This window comes from Paenibacillus terricola, assembly GCF_014779765.1.
GTDB classification, from domain to species: Bacteria; Bacillota; Bacilli; order Paenibacillales; family Paenibacillaceae; genus Paenibacillus_T; species Paenibacillus_T terricola.
Window position 1 is genome coordinate 1,064,222 of the sequence record NZ_JACXZA010000002.1, and the last position, 18,247, is coordinate 1,082,468.

The following is an 18,247-nucleotide window of genomic DNA, read 5'->3' on the forward strand; positions in this document are numbered from 1 at the left end:
ATAGCTTGTCTGAGACGATCCTGCTACCCTTCCCGAGAAAAATAAGGCCGCTTGCGCGGCCCCGCCCTACTAACAATTACGTTGTGCTAACCCATAAGTCGACGAACTGCGGAACCGGCATCGCCTCGAGTGCCTCCGGCTCTTCGAACAGCTCCAGAATCGGCTTCGCCTGCTCCTCCGCCAGCCGGCAGCGCAGATTTGCTTCGAACTTCCGCTTCAGCAGCGGTGTTCCTTCCGCACGCCTGCGACGATGACCTGGCGGATACTCGACTTCGATCCTCTCCGTCGCCGTACCGTCCGTGAACCAGATCTGCACCGCGTTTGCGATCGAACGTTTCGCCGCATCCATATAATCTGCAGAGTAACGCGGTTCCTCGGTTACTGACATCCGATCGCGGAGGAGATCGATCCGCGGATCACGCGATGCTTGTTCCTCATAGTGATCCGCAGTCAGGTCGCCATGCAGCAGACCAACCGCAACCATATATTGCAGACAATGATCGCGGTCAGCAGGGTTGTGAAGCGGGCCCTTCTTATCGATAATGCGAATAGCAGACTCGTGAGTCGTCAGTTCGATATGATCGATTTCATGGATGCGATCCTTCACTTGCGGATGAAGGGTGATCGCTGCTTCCACCGCCGTCTGCGCGTGGAACTCGGCTGGGTAGCAGATTTTGAACAGCACATGCTCCATTACATAACTGCCGAGCTCGCGGCTGAGCGACAAAGAACGTCCCTTGAACAATACGTCCTGGAACCCCCACAACGGAGCACTAAGCGCCGACGGATATCCCATCTCACCTTGTAAAGTCATCATCGCCAGCCGCACGGCGCGGCTTGTCGCATCGCCGGCTGCCCACGATTTGCGCGAGCCGGTATTCGGCGCGTGGCGATAGGTTCTCAGCGAATGCCCATCGATCCAAGCCTGCGAGAGAGCAGCAATAATAGCTTCGCGATTGCCGCCGAGCAGCCGCGTTACGACGGCGGTTGATGCGATTTTGACCAGGAGAACATGATCAAGCCCAACCCGGTTGAAGCTGTTGTCGAGCGCTAGCACCCCTTGAATTTCATGTGCTTGAATCATTGCGGTCAGCACATCGCGCATCGTATAAGGTGCAAGGCCACTCGCCTCCCGCACTCGGCTGACATAGTCCGCAACCGCAAGTATGCCGCCGAGATTGTCAGAAGGATGCCCCCATTCCGCAGCCAACCACGTATCGTTGTAATCCAGCCAGCGGATCATGCAGCCGATGTTGAAAGCAGCAGTCACAGGATCAAGCACATAAGGAGTGCCGGGGACACGCGCGCCGTTCGGTACGACAGTGCCAGGAACGACTGGACCAAGCAGCTTCGTGCAGGCCGGGTAATTCAGCGCCAGCAGGCCGCAGCCGAGCGTATCCATAAGACAATGCCGCGCCGTCTCGTACGCCTCGCTGCTTAAATGGCTGTCCCCCGCATCGCTGGCATACTCGGCGAGCTGCGCGAGAAGCGAGTCTGGCTCCTGCCGCCCTTGAACGTAGGACGATGTCATCGCGTCACCACTCCCATCCTACAGCTCGACCCTTACACCCGCTCATGCAAAGGGACCCATGACCGGCGCTCCGGACCGGTATATTCAGCGTTCGGACGAATGAGTCGATTCGAAGCGCGCTGCTCGATAATATGCGCCGACCAGCCGCTCAGGCGGGAGACGACGAACAACGGCGTGAACAGATTCGTCGGAATGCCAAGCATACGGTAGGCGGATGCGCTGTAGAAGTCGAGATTGGGGAACAGTTTCTTTTTGCGCATCATAACCGATTCAACCCGTTCCGAAATTTCGTATAGCAGCCAATCATCCTCATGCTCAGCCAATCGGGCAGAAACCGCCTTGATAATATCCGAACGCGGATCCGAGACGGTGTAGACGCGATGGCCGAATCCCATGATGAGGCGCTTCTGGAGCAGCATCTGCTGAACGCCGGCTTCCGCTTCGTCTGGACTGGAGAATGCCTCAATAAGCTCCATCGCCGCTTCATTCGCACCGCCGTGCAGATTGCCCCGCAGCGTTCCGATCCCCGTCGTTACCGCCGAATAGAAATCAGACATCGTCGAAGTCGTCACGCGCGCCGCGAATGTCGATGCGTTGAACTCATGCTCCGCATAGAGCGTAAGGGACACATCAAGCGCTTTGGTGTGTATCGGATCAGGCTTACGACCATGCAGAAGCATGAGAAAATGCTCCGCAATCCCATCCTCTGTCCGTGTATCAATCCGAATGCCGCTGCGATGGTAATGATGCCAATACATCAGAATGGAAGAGCTGCACGCAAGTAACCGCTCAGCTATTGCAGTACCGCCTCGATCAAAGCCTTCCGGTTCGAAGGAGGCTAGCGCTGACACGCCTGTTCGAAGCACATCCATCGGATGCGCATCCGATGGCAGCTGCTCAAGGATGGTGCAGAGAGCCGCGGGCAGCCTTCGGTACTCGATCAATCTGCTGCAGTAGTCCGTCAATTCAACTTCCGTCGGAAGCTTGCCATGAAGCAGCAGAAACGACGTTTCCTCGAAGGAGCACAGCCGGGCCAGTTCATGAATCGAGTATCCCCGATACGTTAGATCCCGTCCCTTCTTCCCGACGGTGGAGATTGCTGTTTGACCGGCGATGACGTCGACTAAGCCACCTACTCTTTTGTCAGCCATTATTAGGCTCGCTCCTTTCAGTACCGAACAATCGATCCAGACGCTGCTCATAGTCCAGATAATTCAAGAACTCATACAACTCCGCCCTCGTCTGCATCCGATCAACGACCTGCTGCTGGGTCCCGTCCTGCCGAATGGTGCGGAACACCTGTAACGCCGCTGCGCTCATCGCGCGAAAAGCCGACAAAGGATAGAGCGCTAACCCGACACCAGCAGTCCGCAACTCCTCAAGTGTAAACAGCGGCGTCTTGCCGAACTCGGTCAAATTCGCGAGCACCGGCACTTTCACCGCTTCTGCGAATGTCCGGTATACTTCTAATCGGTCCACCGCTTCGGGAAAAATCATATCCGCACCCGCTTCGACACAAGCTCGCGCACGCTCTATCGCCGCATCGAGGCCTTCCACCGCAATGGCATCGGTTCGGGCCATAATAACGAAATGTTCATCCTCGCGGGCGTCGACGGCTGCTTTGATGCGGTCAACCATTTCGTCTTGGCTGACGATCGCTTTGTTCGGCCGATGACCGCAACGCTTAGCGGCGACTTGGTCCTCGATATGAACGCCCGCAGCCCCTGCTCGCGTTAGTTGCTTGATCGTCCGTGCGATCTGAAAAGCACTGCCGAAGCCGGTATCCGCATCCACCAGCACGGGCAGATCAACTGCGCTCGTAATACGGCTTACATCCTCGACAACATCGTTTAACGTCGTGATGCCGAGGTCCGGCAGTCCGAACGAAGCATTCGCGACACCTGCGCCAGAGACGTACAACGCTCGAAATCCTGCGCTCGCCGCGAGCATCGCGGAATAAGCGTTGATAACGCCTGGCAGCTGCAACGGCTGCTCCGATTGCACCGCTTCACGCAGTCGAAGTCCAGGAGATGCTCTCATGGACACTCACCACCTTTAACGTAACAGCTGATTGCCGATCACGATCCGATGAATCTCGTTAGTGCCTTCATAGATCTGCGTAACCTTCGCATCTCGGAAGAGACGCTCTGCTGTGTACGGCTTCGCGAACCCATGCTCGCCGCACCATCGCACAGCCGCCGACGCAGCCTGCACCGCCGTGTCGGATGCGAACAGCTTCGCCATCGAAGCCTCCTTCGTGCAGTTGCTCCCCTGTTGGCGAATAGACGCCGCGCGGTACACGAGCAGCCGCGCGGCTTCAACACGCGCGGACAGCTCATCGAGCGCCGCTCGCGCTGCCGGCGGTGATGCTGAGCGCTTCTTCACCGCCGCTGCCAGCAGCGCAAGCGCTGACTCCGCGATGCCAAGCGCCTGCGCGCCGATGCCGATGCGGCCGCCGTCCAGCGCGCCCATCGCAATCGCGAACCCTTCGCCTTCGCCGCCTAGCCGCTTATCCACTGACCGTTGCACCCCATCGTACAGAAGCTCGCACGTGCTGGAGCCGTGCAGCCCCATTTTGCGCTCGCGCCGACCGATCTGGAACCCTGGTGTATCTCGGTCAACAAGGAAAGCGGTAATCCCCCGCGTGCCGCGACTTGCATCCGTCACTGCAAAAGTAAGATAAACATTGGCTGCGCCTGCATTCGTAATAAACAGCTTCGCACCGTCCAGCCGGTATCCATCTCCTTCACGAATTGCAGCTGTACGAATCGAAGCCGCGTCCGAGCCCGCCTGCGGTTCAGTCAGCGCGAACGCCCCAAGCCATTCCCCAGAAGCAAGTTTGCTCACATAGTGGTGTCGCTGTTCCTCTGTCCCATGCCGCAGAATCGGCAGCGTGCCGACCGATGTGTGCACGGAGAGGATAACGCCTACTGTTGCGCTCACTTTGGACAGCTCATGAATCGCGATAATATACGAAATGAAGTCTGCGCCTGCGCCACCCCATTCTGATGCAATCGGGATGCCCATCAACCCGAGCTCCGCCATTCGTACGATTAGTTGCGCAGGAAACGAATGCTCATCATCCTTCTCCATCTGCGGGATGGCGTCTGCCACTTCCGTCTGCGCGAAATTCCTCACTTTCGATCGAATAGCTTCCTGCTCTTCTGTCCATCGGAGGTCCATCGCTGATTCCCTCCCGGTGCCGTGATGTCCGTCTTGTTAGCTTGAGTTGTAGCTATAAAACCCGCGCCCGCTCTTGCGTCCCAGCCACCCTGCTTGCACATATTGGCGAAGCAGCGGACACGGTCGGTATTTGCTGTCTCCGAATCCTTCATAGAGCGTCTCCATGATCGCCAGACACGTATCGAGTCCGATAAAATCCGCCAGTGTCAACGGGCCCATCGGATGATTCATGCCAAGCTTCAGCACCGTATCGATTGCTTCCGGTTCCGCAACGCCTTCATATACGGCATAAACAGCTTCGTTAATCATAGGCATCAGCACCCGATTGGACACGAAGCCAGGGAAGTCTTTCACTTCTACGGCTGTTTTGCCAAGGGATTCTGCTAATGCGCGAACTGTGTCGCATGTCTCATCCGACGTAGCGAGACCTCGAATGATTTCAACCAACGGCATAATCGGCACCGGGTTCATAAAATGCATCCCGATCACGCGGTCCGCCCGCTGCGTGACCGATGCAATTGATGTAATCGGCAACGAAGACGTGTTCGTCGCAAGAATCGTATGGGACGGGCAGCTCGCGTCCAGCTTCTTGAAAGTCGCCTGCTTGGTCGCAATATGCTCCGGCGCCGCTTCAATGACAATGTCGCTGTCACGGACAGCTAAGGGTAAGTCTGTTGTGGTAGTGAACCGCTGCAGCGCTTCCGTCTGCGCCGTCTCGGTCAATCGTCCCTTGGCAGTCAGTCTGGCTAATCCCGCTTCGATCGCACTTCGGCCCCGTTCGAGCGGGGCGTCAGCAATATCAACCAATGCGACGTTATAGCCATATTGGAGAAGCGTCTGCGCAATGCCGCTTCCCATCTGTCCTGCCCCGATGACGACTGCGTTCTGGATTGGCATGGTCTAGCACCTCGCCTTGTTCATCCTTCAACTCGTATCAGCATCGCGTCTCCTTGCCCGCCGCCGCTGCAAATCGCAGCGATGCCAAGTCCTCCGCCTCGCCGCTTCAGCTCATAGGCTAGCGTCAATACAATTCGAGTACCGCTCGCACCAAGCGGATGCCCGATCGCAATGGCTCCGCCGTTCACATTCACTTTGTTCTCATCCCAGCTCAGCAGCCGTCCGCATGTTAGTACAACGGCAGCGAACGCCTCATTAACCTCAAACAAATCAATGTCAGCGAGCGAAACGCCAGTCTGCTGCAGCAGCTTGCGTATGGCGCGGGCAGGCGCTTCTGCCAATTCATGCGGCGCCATGCTGACGGACGCGTGCCCCAGGATTGTTGCAAGCGTGATATGACTGCCGTTATGTGCAGCCTTCTCCGACATGACCAATACCGCGGCTGCGCCGTCGTTCACACCTGGCGCATTGCCTGCCGTTATCGTCCCGACGCCATTGCTCGGACCCGCGAGAGGACGAAGGTTAGCCAGCTTCGCAGCGCTAGTATCCGTTCGAGGACATTCGTCTGTATCGACTGGGCCTGAATCCGTTGGGACGGGGACGATTTCATCCGCGAGGCGCCCTTTCCATATCGCGGATACAGCGAGCGAATGGCTGCGAAGCGCCCACTCGTCCTGTTCCTCGCGGGTAATGCCGTAGATAGACGCCGTGCGATTGCCATGCATCGCCATCGGGACCCCATCGAATGCGCAAAGAAGCCCATCGTGCATCATAAGGTCTGTCATCTCCGAATTGCCCATTCGGATGCCCCATCTAGCGGAATGTACGGCAAAAGGCGCATTCGTCATGCTCTCCATTCCGCCTGCCACAATTATGTCTCCATCGCTTGCACGGATGCACTGATCGGCGAGTGCAATCGCGCGCATGCCAGAAGCACACACTTTATTAATCGTTTCGGAGGGCACACTACCGGGCAGCCCCGCTGCGATCGCCGCTTGCCGGGACGGGATTTGACCCGTGCCGGCTTGGATTGCCATTCCCATAATGACCTGCTCCACTTGCGAAGGTGCAATGCCGCTCCGTTCAACCGCCCCGCGCAATGCGGCTGCGCCGAGGTCTGTTGCTTTTACATTACGATACATACCGCCGAATTTGCCGAATGCCGTCCGTGCCCCACTAACAATGACCGCTCCGCGCAGTTGGCTCCCTCCTCACGTCATTTGCTATTGGATGTGTATCTCTGCAATGCTCGCTTCCGCTCAACGCTTGGAGAGTCCTCCGACTCCAACCGCCGTCTCAAGTGTCATCGCATCGCGGAGCATCCGCTCTACCTGATACTCTTCGATGTAGCCGTAGCCGCCGTGAATCTGCACCGCTTCTCGGGCGACCATCGTAGCAGTTCGAACTGCGTAGGTATGCGCTAACTTCACTTGCTTTGATGCCGCTGCTGAGTTTATGTGTTCATCGAGCTGCCATGCCGCTTGACGAACAAGCAGTCTTGAGGCCTCCGTTGCAATCGACATGTCGGACAGCTTGAACAGAATGCCCTGTTGTCTGCCAATTGGCGTTCCGAACTGCTTACGCGTCTTCGCATAACTTGCGGCAGCTTCAAGGGCGCCTTGTGCGATGCCAACTGATTGCGCAGCCGCGCTAAGTGCGAGCATTGTGCGGATTTCCCGAGCCATTCCGCTCACTCGTCTGCCTTGAACGATAATGTTTTTTTTCAGATTAGCTGCATTTGGGACTAGTGTTAGCTCCCCTGTTGGGAATGAGCGCAGTCCGAGCTTACTAATTAAGTTGGTGGTTACTTCGACGGTTGGATCGGGCTGCGTCCAAACAACGGCAGGCTTTTGTATCCCCTCGCCCCACTGCTCCTCCGTGAATAACAAATAGCCATCCGCCACCCCGGCGTTCAGCACGAATGAATGTGTCCCCAACAATGATGTCGCTTTACGCCCTGTCACACCGGTTCCAGCAAGTTTGGCACCAGAAGCAAGCGGGACGAGCAGCTCCTCTCGTACCGCTTCGTCTCCATAATGAAACAGTGGCCATACGACACCGGCTGTATGCGCAGCCAGTACGGATGCCGAAGACGCACATACCTTCGCGAGTTCCTCCATTACGACCACATAGGTGAGCCAACCGACACCTGCACCACCGTACATTTCAGGGACGGGGATACCTGTTAGTCCAAGCTCCGCCATTTGATTAAATACAGATCGATCAAACCGCCCGTTGGCATCCCGTTCTACCGCACCTGAAGCTAACTCAGATTGCGCAAAATCACTTACGACCGACCGCAGCATCTCTAACTCCTCCGGCAGTTCGAAACGCATGCCCCTCCCTCCCCGACGAGGCTCTCGCAGCACCTGCCAGCCCTCTCCTCGCACAACGGACAAGACCGGACGGTATCCGTGGATACCCATGTATATGAGCTGCAATTTGTCCGACATACATTAGCGTCGTACGGTACTGACAAACAAAAAGAGCCCACGAATGGGCTCTTGCTTAAGAGGCGCTAGATTATCTGATTAACGCACCTGGCTTTCTGAAATTTATAAATATCCTATACTTACTCTTTTTAATATTTCATTAACTTGATTCTTTATTTCAATATTACTTTTTGAGCTAAATGTGAATAATGGGTTTTGCCAATTCTCTATCTGTGTATCCTCATCCTCATTCATCTCAATTAGAACCAATAATTTACCTTCTGGTTATCCTGAGGGATACCAACCTAAGTCAAGCAATCTCCGTCTTGATTCGTTAATGAAATAAAAGATATCCATATGGGAATGAATCATCAACGAATTCATTTGTATTTATTTCGTAAAAATGGTTCCATTTCACTGTCCAGTCTTCAGGTATATCAAGAGGAACTAATTTAATCTCCATTTTTTCATCCTTATAATTTTCTATAAAAGTCGGTCTGAAGTTCTGTGTCATATCATATTTGTAAATAATAGTTTATTCAGTAGCCGGATCTTCAATATTGCACGAGTCATTATATAAGCAAAAGTAGCTCCAAAACTATTCAATATCACATCATCAATATCTGCACTTCCAAGATAAAGATAGTACTGGGCGATCTCGATTAACAAATTGATTGTTATAAGTACTACTATGAAATTCCATAACTTTCTAAAGGTATTAAACAGGATCGGCATTAACACTCCAAGAGGAATGAGCATCACTAAATTACCCATTAAATTCATAAACCATGTATTATAATTATAATGTTCTCTATTATTTATATATTGTTTGATAGAACTAAAAGGGACCAGATTATAGGAACGATAATAATGTCCTCCGAAGTGCATTCTATCTAAAACTAAGTATTTAACTAAAACAAGAATGTAAATAATAAATAGAATCCATAAACTTGATCTAACTACTAATTTCATTGTAATGATGTAACTCCTTTGGCTCTTTCTTTGATTTAAACCAAGGGCCGAATGGGCCATCCGGGGCAAATGGCTCGATACGTGAATATAGTGTTAGGTGAAGTACTTACCTTCCCGAAACCACTATTTCTTCATTGAACTCTTCTTTATTAATTTCTTCTATTCGAATTGTGAATATGAAAATGGCAATAAATCACTTATCTCTACCTTATTCATTTTTTGTTCATCGTTATTTAAAATGACTTTGATACCGGGGCTATATTCTAATAACATTTGACGGCAATTTCCACACGGAGACAATAGATGATTCGGGGCATCTTTACAAACAGCTACTATGGTTTCAAACTCTCTTTCTCCTGCTGCTCTTGCCACTCCCATAGTGATAAACTAAGCACATGATCCATGAATTCCATAACAATTAATCCCGACATAGATTTTCCCGTTTTTACAACGGATCGCGGAGCCTACTGTATGCGTATATGACTTATTGTCGAAGTTCTTTTAATTACTTCTTTCGCTCTTTCAATTAGTTCATAATCTTCATCTGTCAGCTCATAAAATCTCATCAAGGTTACCTCGATTTCTAATTATTTAGTACGGTGGGTATTAATATCAGCCCTAAAGCTGTAATTATTGAAATTCTTGTTGCAAATCTATTGAGTTTTCTGTTTTCTTCGGATTTATACCATCCCTTGAACTGAAAATAATTTCGATATAGCACAAAAAATAGAACGAAATTTCCTACTGACATAAACCAATTATACAAAGGTTCTCCATAAATCAACGAATAAAGATATCGTTCAACTCCACCAAACACGAGCATTATCAACATAAGTAAAATAAGTATTCTCAATATTTCAAAGAAAGCCGAAAACGCTTTAGACATAAAATCATTCCATCCCTTCAACATACTGCATGGATTTCCACTAACGTTTTTGTCTCCCTAACCCTCACTAGCTTTTGCGAGTAAGCAAACGTTTTACTGTTCATCTACTGATCTCTTTTTCGTTTCAGTTTCCATAAACTATACCGAATCAAATAATAAATTATAGAAATAATCAAAAATATTAATATGTATTCTAACCAACCAAAAGGTTCTTTCCACCAAACAAACGAAACTTGATTAGATACTTCAGCTGTTTCAAGATAATAGTTAAAAACCTTTGTATTATTATCCTTAATCGTCAAGTAACCCTGAAGAAAAAACAATTCAAATGAGATTAATAAAATTAAAGGTACAAAAATTGATTCAATAAAAATCTTACTTTCTTTCTTCATAGAAACACCTTCTTATAGGCTTTGGCTTTGTTAAATATATCTTTTAGACGGTTTCAGATAACGTCTTTGAATTCACGAACCCTCACTGGCTTAAGGGCGCCAGCCCGGGTACGACGGACTCAGCCAGTGCAGGGTTGTCCGGCTGTCTTCACTTCCTCGAAATTCCTCGATCCGGACCGAGGGCCGTATGGCCCGATGCGTGAATATGATGTTATATGAAGGAACCGCCCGCATCATCGAATAACAAGCAAGATGACTTTTCTCTTCTCCTATTCTGTTATTAATTCAAATGTTTTTGCCTCTATTTTTATTATGTCTCCTGATATCATTTCAATTTCATATGTATTTGTTTTTTCATTCGTTTTATACATATGACTTGCACCGTTTATGTATAATGATTCTCCCCAAGGTGCGCTGTGTGGTACTACAAACAGTTTGTCTGTAAGGTTTATCTGGACCTTCGATAAAAACATTCAATCTAAGAACCAAGGTATGTAAATTCCACAAGTAATTTATTTCTTTAAGCTCTGAATCATGAAAATAGATTGAATTAAAATCCATAATAATCACCTGCTTTGATCTTCAAATTCATTTCATTGATCTTCGGTTCTTTCATATAACGTTGTTGTGTTCCTACTTTGAATTACTTACTTACACTTATTCTCTTATTCAACTTCTTAAAAGCAGTGGATTCGTTATTAGATCTTATAAAGTTTAATATCTCATTGGCACACTCACTCGATCTCATTATTTCAGTATTGAGTTCAAGATCATATTCATTAAAGCAGTATACTCTATCGTATTGTGCACTTGCTAAGCCAACCATCCTGTCTCCCCTAAGCATTTCTCTTCTAGCAAGTTCTTCCCTTGTGCATTTAACTGATACGAAAATGACAGGGTGATCAGATAATAATTCAAGGCAAGTATTGTACCATTGGTCGTTATCTATAACAGTATCTACAACTACATTATTACCCATCGCTGAAAATAGCTTTATTGTCGAATAGTACAATGAAATCAACGGATTTGTAAGAATTTGATTTGCTAATTGTCCATCGTCTGCACCATTTGTTTCAATATTCGGATATGTAGTGTTAATGAAATCAATGTAACTATGAAATATCCCATTACAAAAATTATCAATTGATAAATGTTGAAATGGGATTTCAATTTGAGTCAATAGTTCATTCGATATGCTTGTCTTTCCAGAACTTGAAGTGCCATTAAGAAGAACTATAATCCCTTGCTTCAATAGAATCCGCCTTTCAAAATATAATTTTTGCGTATCTTTCACCTAACGTCTTTGTATTCACGAACCCTCACTGGCTTAAGCACGTAAGCGCGGGTCCGATGGACTTAGCCAGTGCAGGGTTGTCCGGCTGCTCCCTCTTCCCCGAAATTCCCCTGTAGGACCGCGGGCCGGATGGCCCGATGCGTGAATATAGTGTTATCGGATGTTCTTGACCTTCTGAAATACTCACACATTCTCTTCTATTAGTTTTTTTAGTTTATTATTTCGATATTCTAAAAAGCTCTTTATATATTTCTTCAATATGAGTTGCTCTATGATCTTGCCTACTATTCCTAATGGAGCTTCAAATCTTAATATATCAATCATCAATGTTTTCTCATCTTGTTCAATAAATTCATGTCGATGTCTTAAGCTCTTAAATATTCCTCTTTGCATTACATCAGTGAATAACTCAGGTTCTTGATATTCTATTATTTTCGAAGTTAGTCGTTGTCTTACAAATAGATGTTTTGCTTCAAATGTGACCGAATCTCCAGGTCCTATTCGTCCTTCCCTAACACCATCAACAGCTAATTCTCTCGTATGCGGCCAAACAGTTTTTGTATGTACTTCAATATCTCTGGCATAATCAAAACAAATCTGAATCGGCGCATTAATAATGATTTCGGTCCTAAGAGTAATCAAAGAACTACCGCCTTTCCTATAGCTCTTCACGAATTTCCGATAACGCCTTTGTATTCACGAACCCTAACTGGCTTAAGGGAGCCAGCCCGGGTCCGACGGACTTTGCCAGCGCAGGGTTGTCAGCTGCGCTAACTTCCTGACTGCCGGACCGAGGGGGGGATGGCCCGACGCGTGATTATGGTGTTATCAGAAATTTGTGCCTTCTCTGTAAATACTAATAAGATTAGTCATGAAACATTATTGTAATCCTAAAATGAGATGGATCTTCTCTATAAGCTATGTTCTCCATCACCTCTAAAAAACTTTTACTAGTCTCTCGATAATCCACTACTTCTATTACTGGTTTATCATCCCAGGTATAGTCCGTATACTCAATTATTTGATCCCAGTTATAATTAAAAATTTCATCCAATGTATACCAAGTACAAGTATGATACTCACCACATTCATATTCTTGCCTGATCTCTTCTGACACATTATTGGGCAAACCTCTTGGTACACTTATATATGGTATGTTTTCAGAGTTCCGTTGGTTTGCTAGAATGGCTTGTAGGTCATACAATTTACCGTGAAAAACCAAATCGTTCCACTCCACATGCCAGAGCGCATTCTTCTTCTCTGGATACAACAATGCATAATCGCTCTTCTTCCATTTATCTAAAGATACCCAAATTCCATTTTGTTTTTCTACATCATCTCTTCTAAAGAATTTTCTTTCAGTGAAGCAAAGCATTATTGTTCCCATTTTTTCTCCTTTTGTTTATACATAAATTTCTGATAACGTCTTTGTATTCACTAACCATCACTGGCTTAAGGGGGCTGGCCCTGGTCCGACGGACTTAGCCAATGCAGGGTTGTCCGGCTGCTCCCACTCCCCCGATATGCCTCTGCCGGACCGAGGGCCGGATGGCCCGATGCGTTTATATGGTGTTATATGAAGTTATTTACTTCCTTCATTCTCCTTACAGAATCATTCTCCTTACAGAATTATTCTTCTTGATAATATCTATTTAATACGTCCTTCAGTTCAGTCTTTTGGGGTACCAAAATAAATCTAGAAAAAACTTCTGTACCTGATTCTATTGTTTCATCTATGATTTCATAGACATCAACAACCTTAATAAATTTCCATTTAACTTCTTCACTACATAGATTTTTATAGGCTATTTCAGCTTCTTTACCCTTCTTTTCTGCAATTAATACTGCAACGTCTTTTGTTTCCGCTTTGATTAATATAATAGATTCTTCGTATGTATCCGTATCTTCATTTTCTTCTAATTCTTTGAACGATTTAAACAGCATTTGAACAGTAAACCACATTTTTTTATACCTCCCATATATAGATTGGGATGATCTTCAGGTTTAAACTTGTTGCAATAATTTCATCTAACGTCTTTGTATTCACGAATTCTCACTGGTTTAAGGGGCGCATGACCCGGGTCCGACGAACTTAGCCAGTGCAGGGTTGTTCTGTTGCTCACGTGTCCCCGAAATCCTTCTGTCGGTCCGAGGGCCGAATGGCCCGATGCGTGAATATGGTGTTATGCGAAGTCCTTGTCTTCATCGAGTTCCTCTAGATTCAAAGGTCTTGTAGCTTTTTCTAACTCCCCTTGAGAATCTAAATATCTTAATGTCTGTTCGACATCATCTTTCTCTAAAGTTTTCATAATAATCAATTTGTCCATGAATAGTCCTAGTGGATGTGTCATTGGATTTTTAAAATGTTCAACAAGCTTTTCTGGTGTCGTCATATTACACCAACGACTAGACCCATCATTAAAAACTATTGTTACCTCTATGATATTCCAACTCAATATATCATCATCAAATTTCCAATCCATCATCTGTAATACGAACACTTCCCCCAAATCAAAATACGCTTGGTTTATCCATACTCGTTTACCATGATCTCCTTTTATTCGATACTTTGCATTCTCTTGATTGATTACTTTGTATTTATTCCCTCTTGTAAGTGCATGCTCATACACGCCAATACTAGTACAAGTTACTATCATTTCTTCCAAGTAATCACCTTCATTGATGTTTATATTAATACAGGGGTTTCGCATAACGTCTTTGTATTCACGCACCCTCGCTGGCTTAAGGCGCGAATGCGCTGGGTCCGACGGACTTAGCCAGTGCAGGGTTGTCCGGTTGCTTCCACTTCCCCGAAATCCCTCTGCCGGACCGAGGGCCGTATGGCCCGAGGCGTGAATATCGTCTTAGGTGAAGTCCTCACTTCTTAGATTCCGCTTAATCTCTATGATCTTCTCTATATAATTTTCGAATTTTTTCTAGTATCAGATTTAGTTTCTTATTAAAAGACTCTTTATATTCATCTCTAATATCATCATGATTGAATCCATACCAACTATAAGATTCAATGATTTACTCTCTAACTTCTTCAATCTTCTTATCTATAATTAGTCCCAGGATATTAGCCGTTAAGGTATCATGTTCATCTTTTGGAGCTCCACTCGCAATCAATCCTGTTGGATCTAGCTCATTCACAATGTCTCTTATCTTTAAGAATTGCTCAAAATGATTCTTCCTCAATTCATTTCTTTCTTCTTTACTTAATCGTTTTGTAATATGCTTTCCTCCTTTATTATCTTTCATCTGTGATTCCATCTTTGTTTACATCATTTGTTCATTCCATCTTGAAGATTTCACCTAACGTCTTTGTATTCACGAGCCCTCACTGGCTTAAGGGCGCCAGCCCGGGTCGTCAGATTTAGCCAGTGCAGGGTTGTCCGAGCTGCTCCCGCTTCCCCGAAATGCCCCTGCCGGACCGATGCGTGAATATGGTGTTAGACGATGCCTCGACTTCCTGTATATGCTACCAATGTATTCATTTATTAACTTCTTCCTTCGTAATCAAAAAACTTCAATCCGTGATTTCGCGAACCGCTTTTAATCTCATCTATCGTCCATAAATGATCACTTAACTCATCGAGTGCAAATCCATTAAACCTAGATAAAATATTAATTACGACATAAGATACTTCTTTGTTTCCTAAATGTCTCCCCGAAATATCAATCTGAAGTATATGGTGTGATTCAATAATCTTATTTAACTTAATGTTGTTATCATTAACCTCTATTTCCTTTAAGAGAGATCTCTCAAGATCGAACTCGATATATAGTACAGGATCTCCTCCCTCAAGATAAATCCATTGTTTTTCTTCAACATTGTTATAAATCAGTTCTAGTGAATTGAGAGCTTTGACTAGAGGAGCTCTATCGTACAAATCAATTAGAACAAAAACAGATCTAATAAGGAATCACCCATTCGCTTTAGACTTTGTATTTGGCTAATATATTGTTCATATTCTCGGGGTTTCGTCTAACGTCTTTGTATTCACGAACCCTCACTGGCTTAAGGGCGCCAGCCCGGGTCCGACGGACTTACCCATTGCAGGGTTGTCCGGCTGCCGCCTACTTCTCCGAAATCCCGCTGCCGGACCGAGGGCCGAATGGCTCGATGCGTGAATATGGTGTTATCCGAAGGAACCGACTTCTACGAAATACTAACAAACTGTTCTTAGTTCATTTCCTATTTTATTAATTATTTCACTTATTGGAGTTTTGTTCATTCTGACCTGTTGTAAGATGTCTAATTCAAACCATCTTCGACCTATCACGACTGCTTCAGGGTAATCTATGCTGTAATTAAATAAGAATCGTTCTATCTGATCTTTAGTCAAGGTTCTCAATACGTGATCAGTCCTTAAAACACGTTGAATTTCGCCTAAATATTTCTCTTCTTTCTTGATATTAATTTTCCTTGACTTAATAAATGTGTTTTCGGAACTGTTAAGAGAGGTACCTCCAGCCACCGGATCAGTTGCAGCATATCTTACCGTTCTAACTCCAGACATAACTATTGCTCCGAAACAAAGAATACATGGTTCAGTTGTTGTATAAAGAATACAATCTTTTAGAATGTCAGAATCTACAGAATTCATTTGCATTAATACATTTATTTCTGCGTGGGCAAGTCTATTTGAGCAAATTTGTTTCTCTGGTGCAGTTATCTCATGTATTCTATTTCTCCCTCGACTAATTATTTCTCCCCTTTGATCAACCAGTACTGCACCAATTGGAATGGAACCATTACAATATGCCTCCCATGCTTCTTCGAAACAAGCCTTCCAAGGTTCTGTGAGATATTCCCACATATTTTACACCACCAAGATATATATTTTTGGGTTCTTTCAGATAACGTCTTTGTATTCACGAACCCTCACTGGCTTAAGGGGCGCATGCCCCGGGTACGATGGACTTAGCCAGTGCAGGGTTGTCCGGCTGCCACCACTCCCCCGAAATTCCCCTGCCGGACCGAGGGCCGGATGGCCCGATGCGTGAATATGGTGTTATATGATGTCAGCGTCTTCTTTGAACAGCATACAATAATTGGTTCTAATCCTTGATTATTATTGTAACCTTATGTTCCTCAAGCACTTGAAGGATAGTCTTAATAGACTTTGGTTTGTTAGCATATCCGCTAATCTCTATGGTAAAAGGGGGTAGTGCGCCAAACCCACCACAAAAACAATCCAATAAACTATCAATACACCCTCCATAGTAGCCACCTGGTCCGTTAATAGCCTCGCCTAGTGCAAAATAAAAAGAAACCTCATCTGTTATATGTCGACCATCAAGACAATACGATTGACAAGCTAGATTATGGCTCTCTGCAAACTTATGGTAAATTCTTATTATCTCCAACCATATATCGCGCTGTTTCTTTGTAAGGTGTAACCAAATACCATATTCTCTGTGAGTAGGATTCCTTAAAAGATCCCAAAGCTCAAGGGTTTCCATTGAAAGACCAGTTGGCAGGTGACCCTCAAGAGTAAAATCTCGACCATCTATTAAATCAGAAGATGAAAGTACTTTCGGAGAACTCAAGGCAAAATAATAACTCCCGATAGTGCAACCATCATTATCTAATATATTTATATATAAATTACTGATAGACTGTTTTCGGCCTAAACAACTCTGTCTAAAACCATCACTGAAATGAAAATTAATATATCCGAGTTGAAAGTAATCTTCAGTATGTTCTTCTGCAATATATGTATGTGAATTTGATATCTCAATATACTCGAAATGTCCGAGTATTATATTGTTACTTTCATCTTCTAAACTATACTTATAAAACATCATGACCTCCTTAATTAAGTTATTAATTCTTCAAACTCATTACGCCGATTTCTTATAACGTCTTTGTATTCACGAACCCTCACTGGCTTAAGGGGCGCATGCCCCGGGTCCGACGGACTTAGCCAGTGCAGGGTTGTCCGGCTGCTTCCTCTTCCCCGAAATGCCTCTGCCGGACCGAGGGCCGTTAGGCCTGAAGCGTGAATACGTTGTTATATGAAGTCTGTGTCGCCTTGAGTTTACTTTCACATATGCTTTTCCTATGTTTTTCTTCTTTGAGGCATCCTTCGCATAAAACGTTCTGAATCTTTCTCATAACCATATTGTTCATATAATCCATGGGCATCTAGTGTCCCTAATATTCCTGTCATCCATTCATATTCTTCTGACTTAGTAATGATTTCAATCAGTTTCTTTCCTATGCCTTGCCCCTGATACTCTTTTATTACAAACACATCACACAAGTAATATACTGTTGCTTCATCTGTGACCAGCCGTGCAAATCCTATCTGCTTATCATTATGGTAAACTCCATAGCAATGGGAATTTTCAATGGATTTTAATATACGCTCTGGTGGTCTCCTGTTAGCCCAGTAACTTTGGGCCAAGTAGTCCAGAACTACTTGCCTATTTATTCTCTCTTTGTCATCCGTTATTAGATATTCTTTGTACAAGACCTCCACGTAAATCCCCCTGAACAATTGTTTTAAAACTCTTACACAGATTTCATATAACGTCTTTGTATTCACGAACCCTCACTGGCTTAAGGGCGTTAGCCCGGGTCGTCAGACTTAGCCAGTGCAGGGTTGTCCGGCTGCTCCCGCTTCCTCGAAATCCCTCTGTCGGACCGAG

At 46.1% G+C, this 18,247-nt stretch carries 18 protein-coding genes; all 18 read right to left on the bottom strand.

Annotated elements, in window-relative coordinates; translation table 11 throughout:
- Positions 1-76 precede the first annotated feature (76 nt).
- The 18 genes from H8B09_RS12150 to H8B09_RS12240 all read right to left on the bottom strand — a co-directional run bounded on the left by H8B09_RS12150 (position 77) and on the right by H8B09_RS12240 (position 18,078).
- A complete protein-coding gene (locus H8B09_RS12150; protein ID WP_191203732.1) occupies positions 77-1,531 on the bottom strand; it encodes a bifunctional 2-methylcitrate dehydratase/aconitate hydratase in 1,455 nt (484 codons plus the stop codon).
- A 32-nt stretch (positions 1,532-1,563) separates the two neighbouring features.
- Complete coding sequence (locus H8B09_RS12155) at positions 1,564-2,682, bottom strand: citrate/2-methylcitrate synthase (protein WP_191203733.1); 1,119 nt, start codon at positions 2,680-2,682, stop codon at positions 1,564-1,566.
- Complete coding sequence (gene prpB, locus H8B09_RS12160; protein ID WP_191203734.1) at positions 2,675-3,571, bottom strand: methylisocitrate lyase; 897 nt, start codon at positions 3,569-3,571, stop codon at positions 2,675-2,677. The genes H8B09_RS12155 and prpB overlap by 8 nt, the downstream gene beginning before the upstream one ends.
- Positions 3,572-3,586: 15 nt before the next feature.
- On the bottom strand, positions 3,587-4,714 hold the full coding sequence (locus H8B09_RS12165) for an acyl-CoA dehydrogenase family protein (RefSeq protein ID WP_191203735.1): 1,128 nt from the start codon (positions 4,712-4,714) through the stop codon (positions 3,587-3,589).
- Between the two features lie 36 nt (positions 4,715-4,750).
- Complete coding sequence (locus tag H8B09_RS12170) at positions 4,751-5,611, bottom strand: 3-hydroxybutyryl-CoA dehydrogenase (RefSeq protein ID WP_191203736.1); 861 nt, start codon at positions 5,609-5,611, stop codon at positions 4,751-4,753.
- 20 nt (positions 5,612-5,631) lie between these two features.
- Positions 5,632-6,810 carry an acetyl-CoA C-acetyltransferase gene (locus H8B09_RS12175; protein WP_191203830.1) on the bottom strand — a complete coding sequence of 393 codons (1,179 nt, stop codon included), beginning with the start codon at positions 6,808-6,810 and terminating at the stop codon, positions 5,632-5,634.
- 60 nt (positions 6,811-6,870) lie between these two features.
- Positions 6,871-7,947 carry an acyl-CoA dehydrogenase family protein gene (locus tag H8B09_RS12180; protein WP_191203737.1) on the bottom strand — a complete coding sequence of 359 codons (1,077 nt, stop codon included), beginning with the start codon at positions 7,945-7,947 and terminating at the stop codon, positions 6,871-6,873.
- 606 nt (positions 7,948-8,553) lie between these two features.
- Positions 8,554-9,075, bottom strand: a complete 522-nt coding sequence (locus H8B09_RS31245) for a VanZ family protein (protein WP_397376060.1) — start codon at positions 9,073-9,075, stop codon at positions 8,554-8,556.
- Positions 9,076-10,005: 930 nt separating this feature from the next.
- Positions 10,006-10,293 carry a hypothetical protein gene (locus H8B09_RS12190; protein ID WP_191203739.1) on the bottom strand — a complete coding sequence of 96 codons (288 nt, stop codon included), beginning with the start codon at positions 10,291-10,293 and terminating at the stop codon, positions 10,006-10,008.
- Between the two features lie 643 nt (positions 10,294-10,936).
- Positions 10,937-11,545, bottom strand: coding sequence for a chloramphenicol phosphotransferase CPT family protein (locus H8B09_RS12195; RefSeq protein WP_191203831.1), 609 nt, complete (start codon positions 11,543-11,545; stop codon positions 10,937-10,939).
- Between the two features lie 225 nt (positions 11,546-11,770).
- The gene (locus H8B09_RS12200; RefSeq protein WP_318152596.1) at positions 11,771-12,259 is read right to left on the bottom strand and encodes an SRPBCC family protein; all 489 of its coding nucleotides are present in this window, start codon (positions 12,257-12,259) and stop codon (positions 11,771-11,773) included.
- 193 nt (positions 12,260-12,452) lie between these two features.
- Positions 12,453-12,974 carry a hypothetical protein gene (locus H8B09_RS12205; RefSeq protein ID WP_191203740.1) on the bottom strand — a complete coding sequence of 174 codons (522 nt, stop codon included), beginning with the start codon at positions 12,972-12,974 and terminating at the stop codon, positions 12,453-12,455.
- A 242-nt stretch (positions 12,975-13,216) separates the two neighbouring features.
- On the bottom strand, positions 13,217-13,549 hold the full coding sequence (locus tag H8B09_RS12210) for a DUF4288 domain-containing protein (protein ID WP_191203741.1): 333 nt from the start codon (positions 13,547-13,549) through the stop codon (positions 13,217-13,219).
- Between the two features lie 221 nt (positions 13,550-13,770).
- The gene (locus tag H8B09_RS12215; RefSeq protein WP_224753551.1) at positions 13,771-14,244 is read right to left on the bottom strand and encodes a hypothetical protein; all 474 of its coding nucleotides are present in this window, start codon (positions 14,242-14,244) and stop codon (positions 13,771-13,773) included.
- A 373-nt stretch (positions 14,245-14,617) separates the two neighbouring features.
- Positions 14,618-14,848: a hypothetical protein gene (locus H8B09_RS12220; protein ID WP_191203743.1), complete on the bottom strand. Its 231-nt coding sequence runs from the start codon at positions 14,846-14,848 to the stop codon at positions 14,618-14,620.
- Between the two features lie 911 nt (positions 14,849-15,759).
- Complete coding sequence (locus tag H8B09_RS12230; protein WP_191203745.1) at positions 15,760-16,410, bottom strand: nucleoside deaminase; 651 nt, start codon at positions 16,408-16,410, stop codon at positions 15,760-15,762.
- A gap of 241 nt (positions 16,411-16,651) precedes the next feature.
- A complete protein-coding gene (locus H8B09_RS12235; protein ID WP_224753486.1) occupies positions 16,652-17,401 on the bottom strand; it encodes a barstar family protein in 750 nt (249 codons plus the stop codon).
- Positions 17,402-17,655: 254 nt separating this feature from the next.
- Positions 17,656-18,078, bottom strand: a complete 423-nt coding sequence (locus tag H8B09_RS12240) for a GNAT family N-acetyltransferase (RefSeq protein ID WP_191203833.1) — start codon at positions 18,076-18,078, stop codon at positions 17,656-17,658.
- Between the last annotated feature and the right edge of the window lie 169 nt (positions 18,079-18,247).